18 protein-coding genes and 1 riboswitch are annotated in these 22,223 nt (G+C 49.6%); of the genes, 9 read left to right on the top strand and 9 right to left on the bottom strand.

Annotation, left to right across the window (positions count from 1 at the left end):
- Window positions 1-8: 8 nt before the first annotated feature.
- The 4 genes from B3M90_RS05810 to ahpF all read left to right on the top strand — a co-directional run bounded on the left by B3M90_RS05810 (window position 9) and on the right by ahpF (window position 5,105).
- Window positions 9-1,355 (top strand): GntP family permease, encoded by a 1,347-nt coding sequence (locus tag B3M90_RS05810; protein ID WP_290782944.1) that lies wholly within the window; start codon window positions 9-11, stop codon window positions 1,353-1,355.
- Between the two features lie 20 nt (window positions 1,356-1,375).
- Window positions 1,376-2,776, top strand: coding sequence for a decarboxylating NADP(+)-dependent phosphogluconate dehydrogenase (gnd, locus tag B3M90_RS05805; RefSeq protein WP_290753718.1), 1,401 nt, complete (start codon window positions 1,376-1,378; stop codon window positions 2,774-2,776).
- A 221-nt stretch (window positions 2,777-2,997) separates the two neighbouring features.
- On the top strand, window positions 2,998-3,561 hold the full coding sequence (ahpC, locus tag B3M90_RS05800) for an alkyl hydroperoxide reductase subunit C (protein WP_012371860.1): 564 nt from the start codon (window positions 2,998-3,000) through the stop codon (window positions 3,559-3,561).
- A gap of 14 nt (window positions 3,562-3,575) precedes the next feature.
- Window positions 3,576-5,105, top strand: a complete 1,530-nt coding sequence (gene ahpF, locus B3M90_RS05795) for an alkyl hydroperoxide reductase subunit F (RefSeq protein WP_290782942.1) — start codon at window positions 3,576-3,578, stop codon at window positions 5,103-5,105.
- Window positions 5,106-5,147: 42 nt separating this feature from the next.
- Here ahpF and B3M90_RS05790 read toward each other — a convergent pair whose 3' ends face one another.
- A complete protein-coding gene (locus B3M90_RS05790; RefSeq protein ID WP_290782940.1) occupies window positions 5,148-5,720 on the bottom strand; it encodes a hypothetical protein in 573 nt (190 codons plus the stop codon).
- A 250-nt stretch (window positions 5,721-5,970) separates the two neighbouring features.
- Here B3M90_RS05790 and B3M90_RS05785 point away from each other — a divergent pair, with 250 nt between their 5' ends.
- Window positions 5,971-6,513: an ECF transporter S component gene (locus B3M90_RS05785; protein WP_050678560.1), complete on the top strand. Its 543-nt coding sequence runs from the start codon at window positions 5,971-5,973 to the stop codon at window positions 6,511-6,513.
- A 44-nt stretch (window positions 6,514-6,557) separates the two neighbouring features.
- On the opposite strand, the gene B3M90_RS05780 is transcribed toward B3M90_RS05785, so the two are convergent.
- On the bottom strand, window positions 6,558-8,051 hold the full coding sequence (locus B3M90_RS05780) for a malate:quinone oxidoreductase (RefSeq protein WP_290782938.1): 1,494 nt from the start codon (window positions 8,049-8,051) through the stop codon (window positions 6,558-6,560).
- A 244-nt stretch (window positions 8,052-8,295) separates the two neighbouring features.
- Between B3M90_RS05780 and B3M90_RS05775 the strand changes: the two genes are divergently transcribed.
- Window positions 8,296-9,825, top strand: coding sequence for a cryptochrome/photolyase family protein (locus tag B3M90_RS05775; RefSeq protein ID WP_290782937.1), 1,530 nt, complete (start codon window positions 8,296-8,298; stop codon window positions 9,823-9,825).
- Window positions 9,826-9,865: 40 nt separating this feature from the next.
- On the opposite strand, the gene B3M90_RS05770 is transcribed toward B3M90_RS05775, so the two are convergent.
- A complete protein-coding gene (locus B3M90_RS05770) occupies window positions 9,866-11,233 on the bottom strand; it encodes an amino acid permease (protein WP_290782935.1) in 1,368 nt (455 codons plus the stop codon).
- Between the two features lie 160 nt (window positions 11,234-11,393).
- Window positions 11,394-11,471, bottom strand: a riboswitch (glycine riboswitch).
- A gap of 209 nt (window positions 11,472-11,680) precedes the next feature.
- Between B3M90_RS05770 and B3M90_RS05765 the strand changes: the two genes are divergently transcribed.
- Window positions 11,681-12,220, top strand: coding sequence for a histidine phosphatase family protein (locus B3M90_RS05765; protein WP_290782933.1), 540 nt, complete (start codon window positions 11,681-11,683; stop codon window positions 12,218-12,220).
- A 213-nt stretch (window positions 12,221-12,433) separates the two neighbouring features.
- Here the strand turns inward: B3M90_RS05765 and B3M90_RS05760 are convergent, their stop codons facing one another.
- Together B3M90_RS05760 and B3M90_RS05755 are read right to left on the bottom strand one after the other, a co-directional pair.
- Window positions 12,434-12,955 (bottom strand): NUDIX hydrolase, encoded by a 522-nt coding sequence (locus tag B3M90_RS05760; protein ID WP_290755984.1) that lies wholly within the window; start codon window positions 12,953-12,955, stop codon window positions 12,434-12,436.
- Window positions 12,956-12,973: 18 nt separating this feature from the next.
- The gene (locus B3M90_RS05755) at window positions 12,974-13,468 is read right to left on the bottom strand and encodes an LURP-one-related/scramblase family protein (RefSeq protein WP_290755982.1); all 495 of its coding nucleotides are present in this window, start codon (window positions 13,466-13,468) and stop codon (window positions 12,974-12,976) included.
- A 153-nt stretch (window positions 13,469-13,621) separates the two neighbouring features.
- Between B3M90_RS05755 and B3M90_RS05750 the strand changes: the two genes are divergently transcribed.
- Window positions 13,622-15,229 (top strand): FMN-binding glutamate synthase family protein, encoded by a 1,608-nt coding sequence (locus tag B3M90_RS05750; protein ID WP_290782931.1) that lies wholly within the window; start codon window positions 13,622-13,624, stop codon window positions 15,227-15,229.
- Window positions 15,230-15,336: 107 nt separating this feature from the next.
- Complete coding sequence (locus B3M90_RS05745; RefSeq protein ID WP_029343007.1) at window positions 15,337-16,332, top strand: tRNA dihydrouridine synthase; 996 nt, start codon at window positions 15,337-15,339, stop codon at window positions 16,330-16,332.
- A gap of 46 nt (window positions 16,333-16,378) precedes the next feature.
- On the opposite strand, the gene B3M90_RS05740 is transcribed toward B3M90_RS05745, so the two are convergent.
- The 4 genes from B3M90_RS05740 to B3M90_RS05725 form a co-directional block, all read right to left on the bottom strand.
- Window positions 16,379-16,891 (bottom strand): SF0329 family protein, encoded by a 513-nt coding sequence (locus B3M90_RS05740; RefSeq protein ID WP_290782929.1) that lies wholly within the window; start codon window positions 16,889-16,891, stop codon window positions 16,379-16,381.
- A gap of 31 nt (window positions 16,892-16,922) precedes the next feature.
- Window positions 16,923-19,682, bottom strand: a complete 2,760-nt coding sequence (locus B3M90_RS05735; protein ID WP_290782928.1) for a glycoside hydrolase family 3 protein — start codon at window positions 19,680-19,682, stop codon at window positions 16,923-16,925.
- A 16-nt stretch (window positions 19,683-19,698) separates the two neighbouring features.
- Window positions 19,699-20,763 (bottom strand): alpha/beta hydrolase, encoded by a 1,065-nt coding sequence (locus B3M90_RS05730; RefSeq protein WP_290782926.1) that lies wholly within the window; start codon window positions 20,761-20,763, stop codon window positions 19,699-19,701.
- Window positions 20,764-20,955: 192 nt separating this feature from the next.
- Complete coding sequence (locus B3M90_RS05725) at window positions 20,956-22,143, bottom strand: DUF4317 domain-containing protein (RefSeq protein ID WP_290755971.1); 1,188 nt, start codon at window positions 22,141-22,143, stop codon at window positions 20,956-20,958.
- Window positions 22,144-22,223: the final 80 nt, after the last annotated feature.

The raw sequence follows: 22,223 nt of genomic DNA, 5'->3' as shown, positions 1-22,223 counted from the left end.
AAGTCATCATGCCTTTAGTCATCGTAGGAATTGGGATCGTCGCGTTGCTCGTTCTCATCATGGGGTTGAAATTAAATACGTTCGTCTCACTCATCATCGTTTCCTTTGGCGTTGCACTACTACTCGGCATGCCGCTCGATCAAATCGTCAAGACGATCGAAGCCGGTATCGGAGGAACGCTTGGTCACTTGGCACTGATCTTTGGTCTCGGTGCCATGCTTGGAAAGCTGATTGCTGACGCCGGGGGGGCGCAGCGAATCGCCATGACGCTTGTCGCCCGATTCGGGGAAAAGAACATCCAGTGGGCAGTCGTCGTCGCTTCGTTCATCATCGGGATCGCCCTCTTCTTCGAAGTCGGACTCGTTTTGTTGATTCCAATTGTCTTTGCGATTTCACGTCAACTTCGTGTCTCGATTCTATATCTCGGGATCCCAATGGTCGCAGCACTGTCTGTCACGCACGGCTTCTTACCACCTCACCCGGGTCCGACCGTCATCGCTGGGGAGTATAAAGCCAATATCGGGGAAGTCTTATTGTATGGTTTCATCGTTGCTGTTCCGACAGTCATCATCGCTGGTCCTGTTTTTACGAAGATCGCGAAACGACTCGTACCTGAATCGTTTACACGCACAGGAAACATCGCGTCACTCGGGGAACAAAAAGAATTTGATTTAGAAGAGACACCAGGCTTCGGTATCAGTGTCTTCACGGCGATGCTACCGGTCCTCTTGATGTCGGTCGCAACGATCTTCACGCTTTTACAAGAAACACTCGGCTTGGGTGAGAGTAGCGTCATCTCGGCGATCGAGTTCATCGGGAACGCCTCGACGGCGATGTTGATTTCGTTACTCGTCGCGGTCTACACGATGGGGATCGCCCGTAAGATTCCGATGCAAACGGTCATGGAATCTTGTACGACGGCCATCGCCCAAATCGGGATGATGCTATTGATCATCGGTGGTGGCGGTGCCTTCAAACAAGTCTTGATTGACGGCGGCGTCGGTACATTCGTCGCACAATTATTTGAAGGATCGGCGTTATCTCCGATTCTGCTCGCTTGGTTGATCGCTGCGATTCTCCGGATCTCACTTGGTTCTGCGACAGTCGCTGCCCTTTCGACAGCAGGTCTCGTCATTCCGTTACTGGAGCAATCTGACGTCAACTTAGCGCTCGTCGTCCTTGCGACTGGTGCGGGTAGTCTGATCGCTTCACACGTCAATGATGCGGGCTTCTGGATGTTTAAAGAATATTTCGGTTTATCATTAAAAGAAACGTTTGCGACATGGACTGTGCTTGAGACGATCATTTCCGTTTGTGGACTTGGGTTCGTTCTTCTCCTCAGCCTCGTCGTCTAAGAAAAGGAGTCGTTCTACTTATGCAACATTCTATCGGAGTCATCGGGCTTGGCGTCATGGGACGCAACTTAGCACTGAATATGGCGAGTCATCAAGAAGAAGTCGCCATCTATAACTACACACGTGATTTAACGGACGATCTCGTCGCACACGATGAGGGATTACCACTTCATCCGTACTACGATATCGAAGCATTCGTACAGTCACTCGCCCGTCCGCGTAAAATCTTCATGATGGTCACGGCCGGCAGCGCGATTGATTCAGTCATCGAATCGTTACTTCCACATCTCGAAACAGGCGACATCATCATGGATGGTGGGAATTCCCACTTCCTTGATACGGAACGTCGCTTCGACGAACTCCAACGACACGGCATCGAATACATCGGCGTCGGTGTATCGGGTGGTGAAGTCGGTGCACGGACCGGTCCTGCGATCATGCCGGGTGGATCGAAAGAAGCCTACGAACATGTCGCACCGATCTTGACGAAGATCGCCGCTCATGTCGAAGGCGATCCATGTTGTGTCTATATCGGTCCGAAGGGCGCTGGTCACTTCGTCAAGATGGTCCATAACGGGATCGAGTACGCTGACATGCAACTGATCGCTGAAGCGTATAGCTTCCTCCGTTTCCGTCTCGGACTCGACGTCACGGAAGTCGCGGACATCTTCGCTGAGTGGAACGCGGGTGAACTGAAAAGTTACCTGATTGAGATCACAGCGGACATTCTCCGAAAAACCGATGACGAGACAGGGCAACCGTTGATCGATGTCATTCTCGATCAAGCCGGTCAAAAAGGAACTGGAAAATGGACGAGCCTGCAAGCAATTGATAATGGAATCGCCTCTTCAATCATCACGGAAGCCTTGTTCGCACGTTACCTTTCAGCTGTTAAAGAAGAACGCGTCGCAGCGTCTGCTGTTCTGAAGGGACCTGAAGACTTGTCATCGCTTGAGCGGGACGCGTGGATCGAACGGATTCGTCAAGCGCTTTATATGGGGAAAGTCGCCGCATACGCGCAAGGCTTTACCCAGTACCGGACATCGTCTGAACTATACGACTGGAACTTACGCCTTGAAGAAATCGCCTTGATTTTCCGTGGTGGATGTATCATCCGGGCCGACTTCTTGAATGTCATCAGTGAAGCGTTCAAAAACGACGCGAACCTCTCGAACTTAATGCTCGCCCCATTCTTCGCTGAGAAAGTACAGGCGTATCAAGAATCGTTACGCCACGTCGTTGCCGAGGGTGCGCTATCTGGTTTTGCGCTCCCATGTCTATCGACGTCGTTGACGTATTATGATAGCTACCGGACAGCAAACTCGAATGCCAACATGTTGCAAGCCCAACGCGATTATTTCGGTGCGCATACGTATGCTCGAACAGACCGCGAAGGGATCTTCCACACGGACTGGCAATAAAGAATACAGCTCCCGACTCCTGTTTCATTTAGGAGTCGGGATTTCATTTTTTGTTCACACAATTTTTCCTGAAATAAGAAATTGCCGATTATACCTTGACAAAAGTGTTGGTCTATATGAAATTAGTATTAGATTAGAATTATTCTAGTGTGATAAATACAGATTATCTGTATGCACTAGAACAGATTCTAAAAATAGAACCCTTGAGGAGGATTTTTATCATGTCTTTAATCGGAAGTGAAGTAAAACCATTCAGTGCATCAGCATTCCACAACGGAGAATTCGTTGACCTAACGGATGCCAACCTTCGCGGTAAATGGAGTGTCGTATGTTTCTACCCTGCAGACTTTACATTCGTTTGCCCGACAGAACTCGAAGATCTCCAAAACCAATACGCAACACTCAAAGCGCTTGACGTTGAAGTTTACTCTGTTTCAACAGATACGCATTTCACACATAAAGCATGGCACGAAACGTCAGAAACAATTGGTAAAATCGAGTACGTCATGATCGGCGACCCATCACACGTCATCTCACGTAACTTCGAAGTCTTGAACGAACAAGATGGTCTTGCTGACCGCGGTACGTTCATCATCGACCCAGACGGCGTCATCCAAACGGTTGAAATCAATGCAGGCGGTATCGGTCGCGATGCAAGCACGCTCGTCAACAAAATCAAAGCAGCACAATACGTACGTAACAATCCAGGCGAAGTCTGCCCAGCGAAATGGGAAGAAGGCTCTGCAACACTCACACCAAGCCTTGACCTCGTCGGAAAAATTTAAGGAGCGGATTCGCGATGGCTTTAGCACCAGACATTAAAGCACAACTCGCGCAATACCTCGAGCTTCTCGAAGGCGATCTCGTCCTAGCCGTTAGTGCTGGGACAGACGCCGTCTCGCTTGAGATGAGCGCACTCGTCGAAGAGATCGCAAGCATGACACCACGCATCTCCGTCGAGCAGGCAAGCCTTCCCCGGACACCAAGTTTCACAGTCAACCGTGTCGGTGAGACAAGCGGCATCACGTTCGCGGGAATTCCACTCGGTCATGAGTTCACGTCCCTCGTCCTCGCTCTGCTACAAGTCAGCGGTCGAGCACCGAAGGTCGACGCGGACGTCATCAAGCAGATTCAAGGCATTCAAGAAACGTACCACTTCGAGTCGTACATCAGCTTGAGCTGCCACAACTGCCCGGATGTCGTACAAGCGTTGAACGTCATGAGCGTCCTCAACCCGAACATCACTCATACGATGATTGATGGCGCGGCATTTAAGGCAGAAGTCGAACAAAAAGAGATCATGGCTGTTCCGACGGTCTTCGTCAACGGCGAAGCGTTCGGTAACGGACGGATGTCACTTGAAGAAATCTTGGCGAAGCTTGGCACAGGTGCCGATGCTTCTGATTTCGCTGATAAAGATCCATACGATGTCCTCGTCGTCGGTGGTGGTCCAGCTGGATCGAGTGCTGCCATCTATGCAGCCCGTAAAGGCATCCGGACAGGAATCGTCGCAGAACGCTTCGGTGGACAAGTCATGGATACGATGAGCATCGAGAACTTCATCAGCATGAAGTACACGGAAGGACCAAAACTCGTCGCAAGTCTTGAGGAGCACGTCAAGGAATATGGCATCGACGTCATGAACCTGCAGCGGGCAACTCGCCTTGAGAAGAAGGACCTCCTTGAGCTCGAGCTTGAGAATGGTGCCGTCTTGAAGACGAAAAGTTTAATCCTTTCGACAGGTGCACGCTGGCGTAACGTCGGTGTCCCAGGCGAACTCGAATTCAAGAACAAAGGCGTTGCCTACTGCCCACACTGTGACGGTCCATTGTTCGAAGGAAAACGTGTCGCAGTCATCGGTGGTGGAAACTCAGGGATCGAAGCAGCCATCGATCTCGCGGGAATCGTCAAGCATGTCACGGTCCTTGAATTCGCACCGGAACTAAAAGCAGACGCTGTTCTTCAAGAACGCCTCGCTTCGCTTCCGAATGTCACGGTCGTCGTCAACGCACAGACGAAGGAAATCACAGGAACGGACAAAGTGAACGGTATCACGTACATCGAGCGCGAAACGAACGTCGAACGTCACGTCGAGCTCGAGGGTGTCTTCGTCCAGATCGGTCTCGTACCGAACACGGACTGGCTCGGTGAAACAGTAAGCCGTAACAAGTTCGGTGAAGTCCAAGTCGATCGCCACGGCGCAACGAACGTACCAGGCGTTTTCGCAGCAGGAGACTGCACGGATAGCGCGTATAAACAGATCATCATCTCGATGGGATCTGGTGCAACAGCTGCACTCGGTGCTTTCGATCACTTGATCCGGAATTAAACGAAAAGAGCGGAACTCAGACGAGTTTCGCTCTTTTGTATTTCAATAGTAGATTTCACCGTACCATGAACAATGATATTCTTTCGTGATGTGATGTCTGGTTAAGATGCCTTGCTTTGCGTATGTACCACTGACCGTTACGACCATCGTTTGCAAAGCATCGATTGGAGTACCGGAGAATCCGGTTTGCGTCCACTTTCCACCATCGATCGCAAGAGACGTCATCGAAAAGACATCGGATAATCGTTGGCGTTTACTCTGTTCCAAGAGTTCTGTCTCGAAATCCCCGATAATCCGGACATCGTTTCCACGTTCTGTGCGTTCAAGCGTTCGTTCACTATCCCACTCTAAGCTCGTTTGGACACGTAACGGCTTCAACCGTTCGAGTGCCCGTTCCTGAAAACGTTTTGGTGACACCCAATCCTCATCTGCGAATTGATCTGCTGCAAGCAACGTGACGTCCGCATTTTCATGTGACCGATTCAATTCTTGCACGATTTTTTCGTATGCTGCGTAATAGCGTTGATGTTGTGTTGTCTGGTCCTTTGCCTCTGATATGACTGGTGATGATAATGAAGCAAGTATGACAACAGCTGTTGCGATCTGATATTTCATTGACTTCCCCTTCCCTTCTCTGTTCATTGTATGAAAAAAATGACGGGTACATTCGAAAAGAGCGACTGTTTTATAGATTTTTTCATTCTGAACTGTATCAATAGATCGTATTCTTCTGGAATTAAAAACAGATGAGGATTTGTATTCAAATCTGACCCCTATAAATAATTCAAAGTTGACACTTTTGACTAGTCCAGGCATCTGATAGATTGAAGATATCTTAAAATCTATCATAAAGAAGGTTAGTCACATGCAAAAAGCAGCACCGTATTCTAGCACTCGTACCCGCCAGCTCGTCATCACTGCGATGTCAATCGCACTTGTTCTTGTCGCAACGATGTTAATCAAGATTCAATTACCAATCGCACTAAACGGTGGTCTCATTCATATGGGAACAGCAATGCTCTTTCTCATCGCGATTTTATTCGGTCCACGGACAGCATTGATTGCCGGTGCTGTTGGAATGGGGTTATTCGATCTTCTAACGGGTTATGCGATTTGGGCACCTGGTACGATCATCGCACGTGGACTTCAAGGATTGATCGTTGGTTACATCGCGTGGTCAGGTGGTCGTAACGGAACGAATGTCACATTCAACTTGATCGGGATGATTGCTTCCGTTCCTGTCATGCTACTCGTCTACTTCGTGCATGAAGGGATTATGTTCAGCAACTGGGTCGCACCAGCCACTTCAATTCCAGGAAACATCACACAAAACGTCATCGGCATCCTCGTTGCGATTCCAGTCGGGATTGCACTGAAGAAAACACGTTTCTTCCGTAACTTCCGCTAAATCAAAAAACCGTCCGGCTCCTCGTGGAGTCGGACGGTTTTCGTTTAGCGAATCGGTTGACCTTGTTCAAGCTCAAGCGTTTTAGCTGTTTCGGAATGGATCTGTTCGAACAGCTCCGGATGTTCAACGAGTGAGATGCCGTAAGACGGAATCATCTCCTTGATTTTTGCTTCCCACGCCGGTAGTTCGGATGGGAAACATTTCGCGAGTACTTCGAGCATGACGGGAACCGCTGTTGAGGCACCTGGAGACGCCCCGAGTAAAGCAGCAACAGATCCGTCGGCTGCGCTGACAACCTCTGTTCCGAACTGGAGTGTCCCTTTTCCTTGCGGTGTATCCTTGATGACTTGGACACGTTGACCAGCGACGACGACATCCCAGTCTTCCGTCTTCGCATTCGGGATGAACTCCCGTAATTCATTCATCCGTTGCTCCGTCGACAAGAGGACTTGTTCGATCAGATACTTCGTCAATCCCATCTCTTTCGCTCCCGCAGCAAGCATCGTCAAGACGTTGTTCGGTTTAACGGACGCGATCAAATCAAGATTTGATCCTGTCTTAAGGAACTTCGGTGAGAAGCCAGCAAACGGTCCGAAGAGAAGTGATTTCTTCCCATCGATGTATCGTGTATCCAAGTGTGGTACTGACATCGGCGGTGCTCCGACTTTCGCTTTTCCGTAGACTTTCGCATGGTGCTGTTCGATGATCTCAGGATTTTTACAAACGAGGAATAAACCACTGACCGGGAAACCACCGATTTGCTTCGATTCCTCGATGCCTGTTTTTTGGAGCAACGGTAGACTACCGCCGCCACCTCCGATGAAGACGAACTGCGCCGTATGATGCTCGATCCGGTGATCGCGCTCATTCTTCACTTTGACTTCCCAACCCCCATCAACACGCTTCAAATCCTCGACACCATGCTGATAGTTGATCGCTACATCGTGTTGTGCGAGATATTCAAACAGGATTCGTGTCAACGCACCAAAGTTGACGTCCGTTCCTGAATCGATTTTTGTCGCAGCGATCGGCTCTGGTGACGTCCGACCGTTCATGATGAGTGGAATCCACTCGGCTAATTTCGCTGGATCCTCTGAATATTCCATCCCTGCAAACAACGGATTCGCTGATAGCGCTTCCAATCGTTTTTTCAGGAATTCGACGTTTTCTGTTCCTTCGACCATGCTCATATGTGGAATCGGCATGATGAATTCTTTCGGATTCGGCAAGACACCTTCCTTGACGAGATGCGACCAGAATTGACGTGACAGTTGGAACTGTTCGTTTACTTTGACCGCTTTACTGATATCGATTGAACCATCGGCATTTTCCGTCGTATAGTTCAGTTCGCATAATGCGGCGTGACCTGTTCCTGCATTGTTCCACTCGTTCGAGCTCTCTTCCCCGGCACTCGCGAGTTTCTCGAATACCTTGATGTTGATCTCAGGCGCGAGTTCTTTTAATAAGACCCCTAACGTCGCGCTCATGACTCCGGCACCAATTAAAATAACGTCTGTTTTTTTAGGCATACTGCTCATGATATCCTTCCTATCCCCGTTGATATTATGGACTACCTGTCATGAAAAACTTCCCCCTCATGACGACAACTTACCTTTCCATTATAACCCTATCATAGCTTGCACAGAAAGGAACTTCTTTTACATTCAGAAATGTGTAAAAGCAACGATTCAGGTAAGAAGATTTTCGTCAGCCGGCATACAATCAGGCATGACTTTGACGAAAAACGGTAATCATATAACGAAAGTAAAAGGAGGAACACTCATGGCGACACGCTGGATATTCGGCAATCAATTGAATCACGATCTCCCTTTATTGAAGGAAGCAAACAAACAAGACGACGTCATCCTGATGGTCGAAGCGACCTCACGCTCCAAGTGGAAGACGTACCATAAACAAAAACTTGTCCTCGTCTTCTCAGCGATGCGACATTTTGCGGAAGAACTGCGCGAAAAAGGCTTCACCGTCGATTACCGGGAAGCTGATTCGTTCGATCAGGCATTTAAGGCGCACCGGAAAGATCATGATCCGGATCATGTATTCTATACGGCGATCACGGACGAACCGATGCGAAAGGCGATGCACAAGTGGCAAGACGCTTTACCGAAGAAAATCACAGTCGATATCTGTTCTGACGTACCGTTATTTTTACTGACACAGGAAGAAGCGGTCGAAGCAATCGGCGACAAGCCCTACAAGATGGACCGTTTTTATCGCAAACTGCGCAAGGAACGAAACGTTCTCATGAACGGCTCTAAACCGATCGGTGGAAAGTGGTCGTTTGACGCCGAGAACCGGAAACCGGCGAAGTCCGGGACGACGTTTAAGGGTCCAATTCAGTTTCGTCCCGATCACATCACAAGGGATGTCATCGATAAGGTCGAGCGTGATTTTTCCGATCATCCAGGAGCACTTGATTCCTTTCATTGGCCGGTTACGCGAAAGGAAGCGATGCAGGCTCTCCATCGCTTCATCGAAGAACGACTCGAGACGTTCGGGACATATCAAGACGCTATGCTGACCGGCGAAGATACGTTATCGCATTCGCTCTTATCAGCAGCAATCAATCTCGGTCTATTGACACCGGAAGAGGTCATTCGTCAAGTCGAGGCAGCCCTTGAAGATCAAGATGCTCCGCTCAATGCGGTCGAAGGTTTCATTCGGCAAATCCTCGGCTGGCGCGAGTACATGCGTGCCGTCTACCTAGCCGAGATGCCGGACTATGCTTCCGTCAATGCGCTACGGCATGAAGCGGATCTACCCGACTTTTTTTGGACCGGGAAAACGAACATGAACTGTGTCGCTGAATCGTTACGTCCCGTCGTCGAACATGCGCATAATCACCATATCCAACGCTTGATGGTGCTCGGAAACTTCGCTAATCTGTTTGCGATCTCGCCGCAACAGACAGCAGACTGGTTCAATGAGATGTACATCGATGCCTACGACTGGGTCGTTTTACCGAACGTCCTCGGGATGGCGCTTCATGCCGACGGGGGAACGTTATCGACTAAACCGTACATCGCTTCGGCAAATTACATCCATAAGATGAGTGATTATTGCAAGGGATGTCCGTTCCATCAAAAGGACATGCTTGGCGAAGATGCCTGTCCGTTCAACGCCTTGTACTGGGACTTCATCGACCGGCACGAAAAGCGCTTTGCTGACAATCCGCGGATGTCGATGATGTATCGGCAATGGGGAAAGCGCGATGCGGACAGCAAACGCGATATTCGAAAGAAAGCGAAAGCACTTCGGAAACAACTACAGGATGGTGCTTTCGATACACCATGAAACAAGCCGGTCGGATTAGATCCGACCGGCTTGTTTTGGCTTACGCACTTTTTTGTTCAGCTGCTTGTTGTTTCTTTTTCCGGAGATGATACAGTCCGAATAGTCCGAGGAACCAGACCGGTGTCAGCAACAAGGCTGGACGTGTATCGTCAGCAAACAGCATGACGACGAGAATGACGGCAAACAATCCGAGCACGAGGTAATTGACGAGTGGTGTCAATGGTGCTTTAAATGTCGACGCCGCATGTAATTCCGGATTTTGTTTTTTGTACCGGAGATGACAGACGAGGATGACACCCCAGACCCAGATGAAGCAGATCGCACTGATCGTCGTGACGATACTGAACGCTTGTCCTGGTAACAGTTTACTGAGCAAGGCACCGACCGAGACGACGATCGTCGAAACGAACAAGGCGTTTGCTGGGACATGGTTTTTATTCAACTTCGAGAACTTGTTCGATGCTTGCTGTTGATTTCCCAGGTTATACAGAATCCGACTCGTCGAGAACATCCCGCTGTTACACGCAGAAGCAGCTGATGTCAGTACGACGAAGTTGATGATTCCTGCTGCGAGCGGTATCCCGATCAGACTGAACGTCTTGACGAACGGACTTTCTGTCGCACTTAATCCTGTCCATGGGTTGATCATCAAGAGGACGAGTAAGGCACCGACATAGAAGAATAAGATCCGAAGCGGAATCTTATTGATCGCGGACGGGATGTTCTTCTTCGGATCCGCTGTCTCCGCTGCGGATACCCCAACGAGCTCGACGCCGACATAGGCAAAGACGACCATTTGGAACGAGAGCAGGAATCCAGAAATCCCGTTTGGCATCCATCCGCCATGTGACCAGAGGTTCGACACTGTGACGGGACCCGCATCCGTTTTAAAACCGATTGCGAGCAGGACGATTCCGACACCAATCAAGGCAAGGATCGTCACGACCTTGATCAAGGCGAACCAAAACTCGAGTTCACCGAACAATTTAACAGTCAATAAGTTAAAGCCAAGTAAAATCAAGAGAGCGAGAACGGCTGGAATCCATTGCGGGATATCAAACCAATACTTGACGTATACACCGACGGCGATGATGTCCGCCATCGCTGTCATGATCCAACAGAACCAGTACGTCCAACCGGTCACGAATGCGGCACGTGGTCCGAGATAATCTTCTGCGATATCCGTAAGAGACTGATAACCCGCTTTTGACAATAACAATTCCCCGAGTGCGCGCATGACGAAGAAGATTGCGATCCCGACGAGTAAGTAGGCAAAAATGATCGATGGTCCGGCGAGTTGGATCGCTTTACCTGATCCTAAAAACAAACCCGTTCCGATCGTTCCACCAATGGCAATCAACTGTACATGACGATTCGATAAATCCCGTTTTAATCCTTGCTGTTCCAAACCTGAACTCCTCCTTGTGATGGTTTCTCTACGCTTCAGACCGTTCTGTCGGTCCTGAAAAAGAAAAAAAGAGACTGGACGAATGTCCAATCTCAACAAAATCAAAGGAATAACCCATACACACCACTACGACATTCCATGAATGCCCGTCGCTGCATGTGATTACTCTTCTGTCCGTTTGCCTGAGATTGTGAACCCTTCGGCGCCGTGTCGACACGGTCTCTCCAGAAGCTGCTCCTGCCATAGTGTGACCCATGACAATCATAGCTTTCTCTTTATTTGATTATCCGATGCGTCGCTGCATCGATGAATTGTTTCTAATTCTAGTAATCTTAACAGCATTTGTCAACGCCTTTTTCAAAATCATTTTTCAATCTATGAAAAGGACTTTACCATATTTTCCAGAAATCATACAGCACCACTTGATCATGAAAGGATGAAACATTCATGTCGACGATTTACTTGATTCGCCACTGTGAAACGACCGGTCAGGAACCTGATGCCCTATTAACACCTCGTGGAAAAGAACAGGCACGAAGACTGTCCACACAGTTACTTGAGCTTCCGATCACGCATCTTATTTCGAGTCCGTATCGCCGTGCGCTCGATTCGATTCAACCACTTGCGACTGCCCTGAAACTTCCCATTACACAGGAGGATGCTTTGAAAGAACGACAGTTAAGTGCTGTTCCACTTGACAATTGGCAGGATCACCTCCGACAAACGTTCATCGATCCAAACTATACGTGTCCTGGTGGTGAATCTAGCCGAATAGCAACTGAGCGCATCACGCGTGTCGTCGATGAAACGTTGCAACAGCATGATGGATCCATTCTCATGACACACGGGAATTTGTTGTCTTTATATTTGCATTCGATCGATCCAACATTTGGATTCGAAGAAAGCTTCCAGCTCAAAAATCCGGATATTTTTAAGGTGACACGTATTCAAAAACAAACAATTATAGAACACTTAGTAGCCTTTTGAAATTCTATTTATCTTAGGCATATGAACCGATAGAATCTATTTTTTTATTTATAAAAAGCATAAGAACTACCTATTTTACTTCCCTTCGAAACGGCTTTATATTAAACGAATTGATAACAAAATTAAGTGGTTTTTGATTCATGTATGAAGCGGAACTTCGAAAATCTACTTAATCAATCAACAAGCCCTTCCGGATCACCGGAAGGGCTGTCTTTATACTTCATTATGAGCACCATAGCTATGGCGAAGGACAAATAACAGTCGAATCAATGATTCATGATAACCGATGAACCATCCTTCTTCGATCCCGTTGACAATCGCTTCTTCTGTCATCCAAGCGACACGCTGAACTTCTTCTTCCTGCAGTGTCAAAGTCGTCAGATCCACTTCCCGTTCGACGAGATAATAATCATCAAAACCGATTTCAAATGGAATCGTCAGATGGGGGCGGACACCCGTGAAATCAATATCAAGTCCAAGCTCTTCCGACAGTTCCCGTTGCGCTGCCATCTGACTCGTATCCCCGCTGATCGCACTGCCCCCGACCGTCAAATCCCACATGTTCGACCAACCAGATTTGAACGGTTGCCGTTGTTGGACGAGCATCTCTCCCTTGGCGTTAAAGACACAGACGTGAATCGTCATATGATAATCGCCGGCTGTATGTGGCGTTCCCCGTGTCCAGAGCCGTCCTGTTTTCTTGCGATCTGCTGTGTATACATCCCACTGTTCCATCTTGCATCATTCCCCTTTTTAATTGATGAAAGACGAGTTATTCGAGCTTTCCTCCGCTTTGACGCAATCAATCGCGACGACGAGGGCGATCAATAATTCTTCCATCGCTTCATCTTCGACTTCGATCATGTACTGATCGGTCCAAGAAATCCACTTTTTCTGCACGCGACCAATCCGTTGTCCCTGTTGCAGGACTTCAAAATCGACATCCCACCAGTCGCCTGTGACTTCGAACTGATCCGAGTTAATTGTATAGCGGTCTTTGAAGAACGTGAACTCTTTGATGATTTCAAACGATTGTCCCGCTGCTTCGACATAAAAGACCGGACGAAAACTGAACGTTTTTTTCTCGATTTCAGCGACGACTTCTCCGTTTTGATTCGTTACGGTGAAGGTCTTCGGTAATTTCATAAAACTCCCCTCAATGTGATACGCATCGTTTCCCTCTTCGTCCTGAATCGCAAATCGTCCACGCAAACTGAAGGCTTTTTGTTTCATATAAAGTGTATGCATACCGGTCTCCTCCTTTTAATGTATAGTCTTATTTACGACATTACTGACAGAAAAGATTCAAAATCTGGAAATAGTCAGTTGGTGCAGTTTGTAACAGAAGCTTCAGTGGTATCAAGTTACATAACACGAATCTACGGGAAAGAAGGAATTTTGATGTCTATCGATACGATTGTGCTCTTCATTTTACTCGCAATCGCCCTGTTGATCATCCTTGTCCCACCCATCCTCTTTTGGCACGTCTGGCGCGCCGATCGTCGCCAGCAAGAACATGCGGTTCTGCGCAACTTCCCCGTTCTCGGAAAGATGCGCTATATCCTCGAAAACATGGGACCGGAACTCCGCCAATACTTATTTCTCAACAATAACGAAGGCAAACCCTTCTCCCGCAATGAATACAAGACAGCTGTCCTTTCTGGCAAATACCAAAGTCGGATTCTTGGTTTTGGCTCGGAACGTAATTTTGAAGAAGCTGGTTTTTATGTACAAAACGCCCTCTTTCCAACGAATCGACAGGAATTACGGATCGATCAATCAGAACGTGTCGATACGCACATTTATCAAATTGATCGCGATGAACTGTTTACGCGGAAAGAACATCTTGTTGCCAAGCAAATCTCACCCTATCTCTTGAAAATGGAGGATGCACCGATCATCGGGGCGAAGACATGTCGTCAGCCTTATCAAATCCAAGGACTGATCGGTCAATCGGCAATGAGTTTTGGTGCACTCGGTGACCGGGCCATTACCGCTCTCTCGATCGGACTTGGTCGCGCTAAAGGAAGCTGGATGAATACCGGTGAAGGTGGTTTGTCCGATTTTCATCTCAAAGGTGACGTCGACATCATCTGTCAGATTGGTCCCGGTCTGTTCGGTGTCCGGACGGAGGACGGTGATTTTTCGTTCGACGAATTCCAGAAAAAAGGTGAGTTACCGCAAGTCAAAGCCTTCGAACTAAAGCTTGCCCAAGGGGCTAAAACGCGCGGCGGACATTTAGAAGGCGCAAAGGTCACAGAAGAGATTGCCGCTGTCCGGAAGGTCAAAGTCGGTGTCGGCATCGATAGTCCGAACCGGTTTAATGAATTCACGACACCAGAGACGATGCTCGACTGGGTCGAACGTCTACGTGAGATTGGCGGAAAACCAGTCGGGATCAAAGTCGTCGTCGGTAATCTTGAAGACATGCGTCAGTTGATTGCTTATATGAAAGAATCCGGTCGTCATCCAGACCTCATGACGGTCGACGGGGGCGAAGGAGGGACAGGCGCGACGTTCCAAGAACTTGCGGATGCTGCCGGCCTACCACTCTTTTCCGCATTACCGTTCGTCCATCAACTTTTGACAGAAGCCGGTTTACGCGACAAGGTCAAAGTGTTCGCATCTGGTAAGCTGATCAGTGCTGATAAGATTGCGATCGCTCTCGCCCTCGGCGCTGACTTCGTCAACATCGCGCGTGGTTTAATGTTTAATGTCGGCTGTATTCAAGCCCAAGTCTGTCATACGAATCACTGTCCAGTCGGCGTCGCGACGACTGATCCGAAACTGCAGAAGGCGCTGATCGTCGACGAAAAAAGTTTCCGCGTGACGAACTACATCATCTCGTTACGAGAAGGACTCTACAATCTGACGGCGGCAGCAGGACTCGTCTCACCGACGGAACTTCGCCCAGAACACGTCATCTATAAGGACGAAGCCGGACACCTGATTCCGGGTCCGGACTGGATGTCACGGCATATGATGGATCGCTCTCTTTCCTCACGGTAACGAATAGCACTCACTTGCACTTTTTAGCCAGAGCGCTTAAAGTGTATAGTTGATGAAATTCTTTAACCACACATGTGCATTACCTTAAGGAAAGGGTTTAATATACTATGAAAAAGAACTTTTGGCAGGACCTACCACGACCATTTTTCGTCTTAGCACCGATGGAAGACGTCACCGACGTCGTCTTCCGCCACGTCGTCGCAAAAGCGGCGCGTCCGGACGTCTTCTTCACGGAATTTACGAATACAGAAAGCTATTGTCATCCGAAAGGCAAACAGAGCGTCCGCGGACGTCTCGAGTTCACGGAGGATGAACAACCAATGGTCGCTCACATCTGGGGCGACAAACCGGAATATTTTCGCGAAATGAGCATCGGCATGGCAGAGATGGGCTTTAGCGGAATCGACATCAACATGGGCTGTCCCGTCCATAATGTGGCCGTGAACGGCAAAGGCTCCGGTTTGATCAATCGTCCGGAAGTTGCAGCTGAACTGATCCAAGCTGCAAAAGCAGGCGGTCTCCCAGTCAGCGTCAAAACGCGTCTCGGCTATACGAAGGTCGAAGAGTGGCACGATTGGTTGCGCCACATCCTCGAGCAAGATATCGCGAACCTCTCGATTCACCTCCGGACACGTAAAGAGATGAGCGCCGTTCCAGCGCACTTCGAATTGATTCCGGAAATCAAGAAGTTACGCGATGAGATCGCACCACAGACGTTACTGACGATCAATGGGGATATCAATGATCGCCAACACGGGCTTGAACTCGTCGAGAAATACGGTGTCGACGGCGTCATGATCGGTCGCGGGATCTTCCACAATCCGTTTGCATTCGAAGTCGAGAAAAAAGAACATTCGAGCCAAGAACTCCTCGATTTGTTACGTCTCCAGCTCGATCTGCACGATCATTACTCGGCTCAATTCGAGCCACGTCTCTTCAAACCATTACGCCGGTTCTTCAAGATTTACGTCCGCGGTTTCCGCGGTGCGAGTGAACTGCGGGTCAAATTGATGGAGACGAACTCAACGGACGAAGTGCGTGCCTTACTCGACGCCTTCGTTGAAGAAGAAGGGATTCACGAGGTCAACTCGTTTTCAATCTAACAGCAAAGCACGCCTCCTCGACTTGAGGAAGCGTGCTTTTTTCGTGTCACCAGTGTTCGATAGTTTGACGTGTATCTGCACACCATTGTTCAAAATCAGACTGATGCGTCAGCGATAGGAAACGTCGTTTGCCGAGTCGCCGATCGAGCCGTGCGATACCACGGATGAAAGGATGTGGATGAACGAGTGCTTGTTCAAACGCAAGATTCGGATACTCTAACAAATCTTGTTGCATCTCATAGTTCTCTAGATACCCATCTTGTTTGACTTGTTGTTCGATCTCAGCGGATAACGCATGCGACTGTTCCAACCAGTCGGACTGCCATAACGCTCCGTCAGGTTTTTCCGGTAACTGTGCAGCCCGTAACGCGTAACGCCGATCGACTTCCCGTTCGAAGCGAAAATCGTCTGCTCCAAGAATCTCTTCTCCGTCAAACGTCATCCAGACACGACTGGGGTTATCTTGAATCCGGTAGACAGTTGCATGAAAAGCAATCCGTCCCTGTAACGACGGGGCGAGCAGTTGCTCGACCCGCTTTTTGATGATGGAAAACTGCACGCAATCCGTCCTTTCCGTCCGGCTAATGTGATTAGCCGTTCTTCATATGAAACGATTCCGCAAGCGTGAACGTCAACTCTTTTAACTCCAGACCACCGAGTGCAAAGTAGAGTTTTAAATAGTTATGCGGATTGAAGACGAAGACATCCTTCGTCTGACTGACCCACTCGCCGTTCGTTCCGTTGAAGGTGAAGGTTGCAACCGGCATGTTGTTCGCAAATAGTGTCACCGGCATTTGCGCCCGTTCACCGGCATTCGAACGTGCCGTCAACGTGACCTGGTACATTCCTGTCTCTTCCGCCGTGACAGCGAAGACGTGACTGCTGCCTGTCGTCGTCGTGACGTCCGTTAACGGGAAGGCATCTCCACTGACGAGACGTTGGTGTGAGACGGCTTGATCTTCGAGCGTCTCTTCTTCGACCGGTGCCCCGAGGACCTCAATCGATGTTGCTGTTCCCATCACGCGGTCCATGACTGGTGAACGCAACAGGAACTGACAGATGTTCGCGGCACTGCGCAGTAACTCGGAACGTCGAAGTGTTCCGTCAGCGAGAGCCGTCAGCGTATCATCCTCGAACGGATTCGTTCCTGGTTCACCGACGACCATATAGAGATCGTTTTGCGAACAGACCATCGTCGCCGTTTGCTGACGATTTGCTTCTAACCCTTCAGCGTTGATCTTCGCCCACCAGTCCGTCATGACGATTCCGTCAAAGCCCCATTCATCACGTAGAATGCGCGTGTTCTGATCGTATAAGCCAGCAGTCCAGATGCCATTGACGGCACCATACGTCGTCATGATCGAGTAGGCTTTCCCGTCCTTGACGGCCATCTCGAACCCTTTCAGATACAACTCACGTAACGCCCGTTCTGATACGATTGAATCCAGATCGTGTCGGTGGAACTCTTGGTTGTTGGCACTGAAGTGCTTCAACGTTCCTGTCACACCAACCCGGTGCATTCCGTCGAGCTGTGCCACGGCCATTTTTCCAGTCAGATACGAATCTTCCGAGAAATACTCGAAGTTCCGTCCGTTGAGTGGATGACGATGGAGGTTCATCCCGGGTCCAAGCAACGTATCAATCTCGTTCTTCCGTAACTCGAGACCTGTCATCTCAAATAGATCGGCAATCAATGTTGTGTTGAACGTCGAGGCAAGCAACGTTCCGTTCGGTAACGAGAAGGCTTTCGTTCCGATGTCCATCCGGATCCCAGACGGACCATCTGCGCAACAGCCTGCTGGAATACCGAGTGCTTCGAGTTCTGCCGTCACGCCACCAAAGGCGCCCGCCGTTCCCGGTGTAACGCGCGGTGAGTTCATCCCTTCCCCCCGGACGATCGCGGCGAGATCCGCATTCGTCAATTGATCGAGGAACGTCTCGAGCGTAACACGCTCTTCTTTGACGTCGCGTAACTTCCAACCGGCATCTTCCGTCTGTGTCCGGTCAATAGGACGCTCCTGTTGACGGCGTTGTTCCGGATCGATCGTCCGTAGTGGTGTTGTTTCATACGTCACCGTATATCCCGTTTCGGTCGCTTGCGGTTTGATGCGTTCAAACGCCGTCACCGGTGCCATGTTCTCCGTTAAGACGTCCGTGACGTCAAGCGTCTCGACGGAATGGCTTGCGACTGGAACCGCCGACCGGACGTCCGTTCCGAGATAAAGCTGATACGTGCCAGGTTCGATGACATAAGACGATTTATGCCCGGTGACACCACTATCGTCATAACTCGCGAACGAGGCGAACGGTACGACGAGTGTGAGAGATTCTTGCTCGCCCGGTGCGAGTTCTTTTGTCTTGCCGAACGTCACGAGTTGACGCGTTGGGTTACCGAGTTGTCCTTGTGGTTTCTCGAGATAACCTTGTACGACTTCCTTCCCGCTCGTCTGACCGGTATTCGTCACTGTCGCTGTAATCGTCCAAGCATCAGCTGACGTCGTCACATCTGTCGCAAGGTTGAACGACGTATACGATAATCCGTACCCGAACGGATACAAGACCACTTCCGGTGCGAACGTCTCGAAGTAACGGTACCCGACATAGATGTCTTCTTGATACAACGCGCGATCCGCATGACCGAAGTATGGTGTCGACGGATAATCATCGAGTGAACGAACGATCGTATCCGGTAGTTTCCCAGACGGCGAGACGCGGCCGAGCAAAAGATCACTCAGTCCAGTTCCGCCTTCCATTCCTCCTTGCCACGCGTAGAGGACAGCACTTGGCGTCGTCTCTTCGACCCAGCGCATATCGATGATATTCCCGACGTTCAAGACGACGACGGTCTGTTTGAAGTGTGTCGTCACGAGTCGGAGCATCTCCTGTTCCGTCTCCGTTAAAAAATAACTCCCTGGATCTGCTGTATTGTCGCGGTCTTCCCCAGCCGTACGACCAATCATGATCAAGGCAACATCGGAGTCAAGCGCTGCTTGCTGAACGAGTGTCGCGTCAAGCGGCATCTCTTCTTGCGACCACGGCTCGGCTGCCCAACCTTCCCCTTGGTCAAACGGATGGTCTTCAAGCCAGTTCTCGTACGCCTTGAGGACGTCTGCGTTCAACGTCACGTCTTCGCGTAGCATGTCGAGTGGACTAACGAGGTTCGTGACGTTGACCATCCCGCCTGATCCTGTGCCACTTTTATAGTAGTTGAACTGGTTACGTCCAAAGACTGCGACCGTTGTTTCGGGTTGCAACGGAAGTACACCATCATTTTGTAAGAGGACCGCCCCTTCAGCGACCGTTTGTCGTGCGAGTTTTGTATAGGCTTGCCAATCGAGCGTGTATGTCATGCGTCATCCACCTTTGTTAGTTAGTTTGAGAAAAGAGTCGTTTTAAGTCCTTCGCGATTTCGTCTAAGCTGTCTTCGGCTTGCGGATACAGACCGAGTTTATCAAGAAAGGCATGCTCCATCCCGCGGTAGTGGAGATAACGGGTCTTGACGCCAGCGCGCGCGAGCTTTTTCGCGTACGCTTCTCCTTCGAGACGTAAGTAATCAAACTCTCCCGTAATGACGAGTGCCTCTGGTAAATCGGTGAGCGTCGCGAACAACGGCGAGATCCGTCGATCCTTCGAATCACTTGCTTGGACATACCATTGCTCGAGAACACCCTCTTCATCTTGCAGCGACAAAATGATCCGTTCGAGTAGCTCCGGTTCCGTCTGTCGGTCATACGCTTCAAGCGTCCAGTCATATTCCGAATTCGGATGTTCCCCGACATTGACGACCGGATAATATAAGACTTGATAGCGAATATACGGCGTCGGACGCTCGCGGTCGAGTAGACAACAGACCGTCGCTAAGTTCCCACCGGCACTATCACCGGCGACAGCGATCGCATGTGGATCAATCCCAAGTCGATCAGCGTGTTCGACTGCCCAATCGATCGCTGCATGACAATCCTCAAGTCCTGTCGGAAACGGATGCTCGGGTGCCAATCGGTAGCCGACCGACAAGACGGCGACGTTCCCTTTATCGGCTAATGCCTTACATGGATTCTCGACCGTCTCGAGCGTGCCACCGAAAAAACCACCGCCATGGAAATAGACGACAAGCGGGAGCGGACGCGCCGCTTCCGGACGATACAGCCGTGCTTCGATCGTGGTATCGGGTCTTGGGATCGCGAGGACATCTGTTGAGATTTGCCGAGTCGTCACGTCTTCGTTGTCCCACCCCATTACGGCACGTGCCAGTTCGACTGGCGACGCCCCTTCTGGAATCGAGACCGATGGACGCTGCGTGAGGACGACCTCACGGACACGCGGATCGAGTGTTCCCGGAGTCGAGACGTCAGGAATCGGCTTATCGACGATTTCGAGTCCGTCCTGATGGATAGATGAACGATTTCGTAACGTCCGCAGTAAATCTTGCATCGAGGCGGTAGACAAATGGATCGCTTCCTTTCTGGTTAAACCGTTATCGAAAGCGCTTTCGATAACCGCTAAAAAAATTTCGAATGCCTCTTTTTCAAAAAAGAGACCGCTTACATCACAATATACCTGTCTTTGATAGGAGAAGCAAATATTTCACCTAAAAAAAATCAGCGCAGTCGCCTGCGCTGGTCCTCATCGTAATTGTTCTTGTGAAACGATTGTAAATCCATCGATGACCGTGTCTTCCTCGACCTCGATCAACAGGCAGCGTTTCCCTTGATAGTTGACTTGTTTGACGTACTTCAAGTCTTGCGGACTGATCGCGATGTTTGCGACCTTCGTATTGATTTTAATCGATTTCGCTTCATAGTTCGGGACGATGTTACTCGCCTTCATCTCGTACGTCGGATCGTCAACGACCGTCTTGAACGCCCGTTCGACCTGTTCCGTGCTGACGTCTTCGACACCACTTGCCTTGAGCACACGCTCGACTTCTTGGACGTCGAGCATCGGTACTTCTTCCTCATCTTGATCCTCTTCGACGACGATCAACTGGTTGATGTTTTCATAGACACCGGCTAACGTCTTCGTATCCATCGATTCACCGACGACTGATTTGACGATTTCCTCGAAGATCGCTTTATCCTCATCTGCTGTGACGATCGGTTGACCGTTCAAGACATTTTCAAGGAAGCCGAAATCCGGTTTATTCGGCTTACCTGCCGCATACAAGACATGATTGACGTCTGCCGCATTGTCGGTGAAGGTCGGGAAGAGGAATCCACTGATCGGCGACGCCAGTTTGATGACCGGATTGATGAACAAGTTCGACTTGAATTCGCGTTCAACGAAATCAAAGACGAGCGATTGTTTCGGTAACTCCGTTAAGTTAAGACTACCGAGAATGAACGGCGTCGTATAGACGTCGTCATTCGGATCGATCTCCGTCTCGTCCGCTTGGCGCTTCGTCGTTTTATAGTATTGTCCGCGAATGAACGTGACGACGAGGTCATTCTCGTACTGGACGTCCTGAACCATCTTCAACGCCATCGTCTGCATCTGTTCGACCCAGTCCTCCGGCTCTTCCGCATACAGTCCTTCATAAAGAAGCTGCTGTGTATGACCCGTCTCTCCTTCTTCCGGATGGGTGAACTTGACCTCGAACAGCTTGACGTCGAGTTTTCCACCTAGTACCTTCTTGAAGTTCGCAAGGAACAGTTCCTGTTGCTCCGGATCAAGCAACGGAAACGGTCGGGCTTCCTCATGATAGATTTCGCTCGTCTCTTTTCGGATATAGACGTTGTAGATTTCATGGATTTTTAGTAAATCGGCATCCATCTTGAAGTGACGACGGATGTCAGCGATGTCTTTTTTATTCATGCATACCAGCTCCTCGAATCATTAAAATCCTGCTTCCTGAAAAGCGTACCATATGCGAGATGACCCGACATCTTTTCGAA

The sequence above is a fragment of the Exiguobacterium sp. UBA6309 genome (genome assembly GCF_002439205.1).
Lineage (GTDB): Bacteria > Bacillota > Bacilli > Exiguobacteriales > Exiguobacteriaceae > Exiguobacterium_A.
Note: the sequence above shows the minus strand (reverse complement) of the source record. Positions and strands in the feature narration are given on the sequence as shown.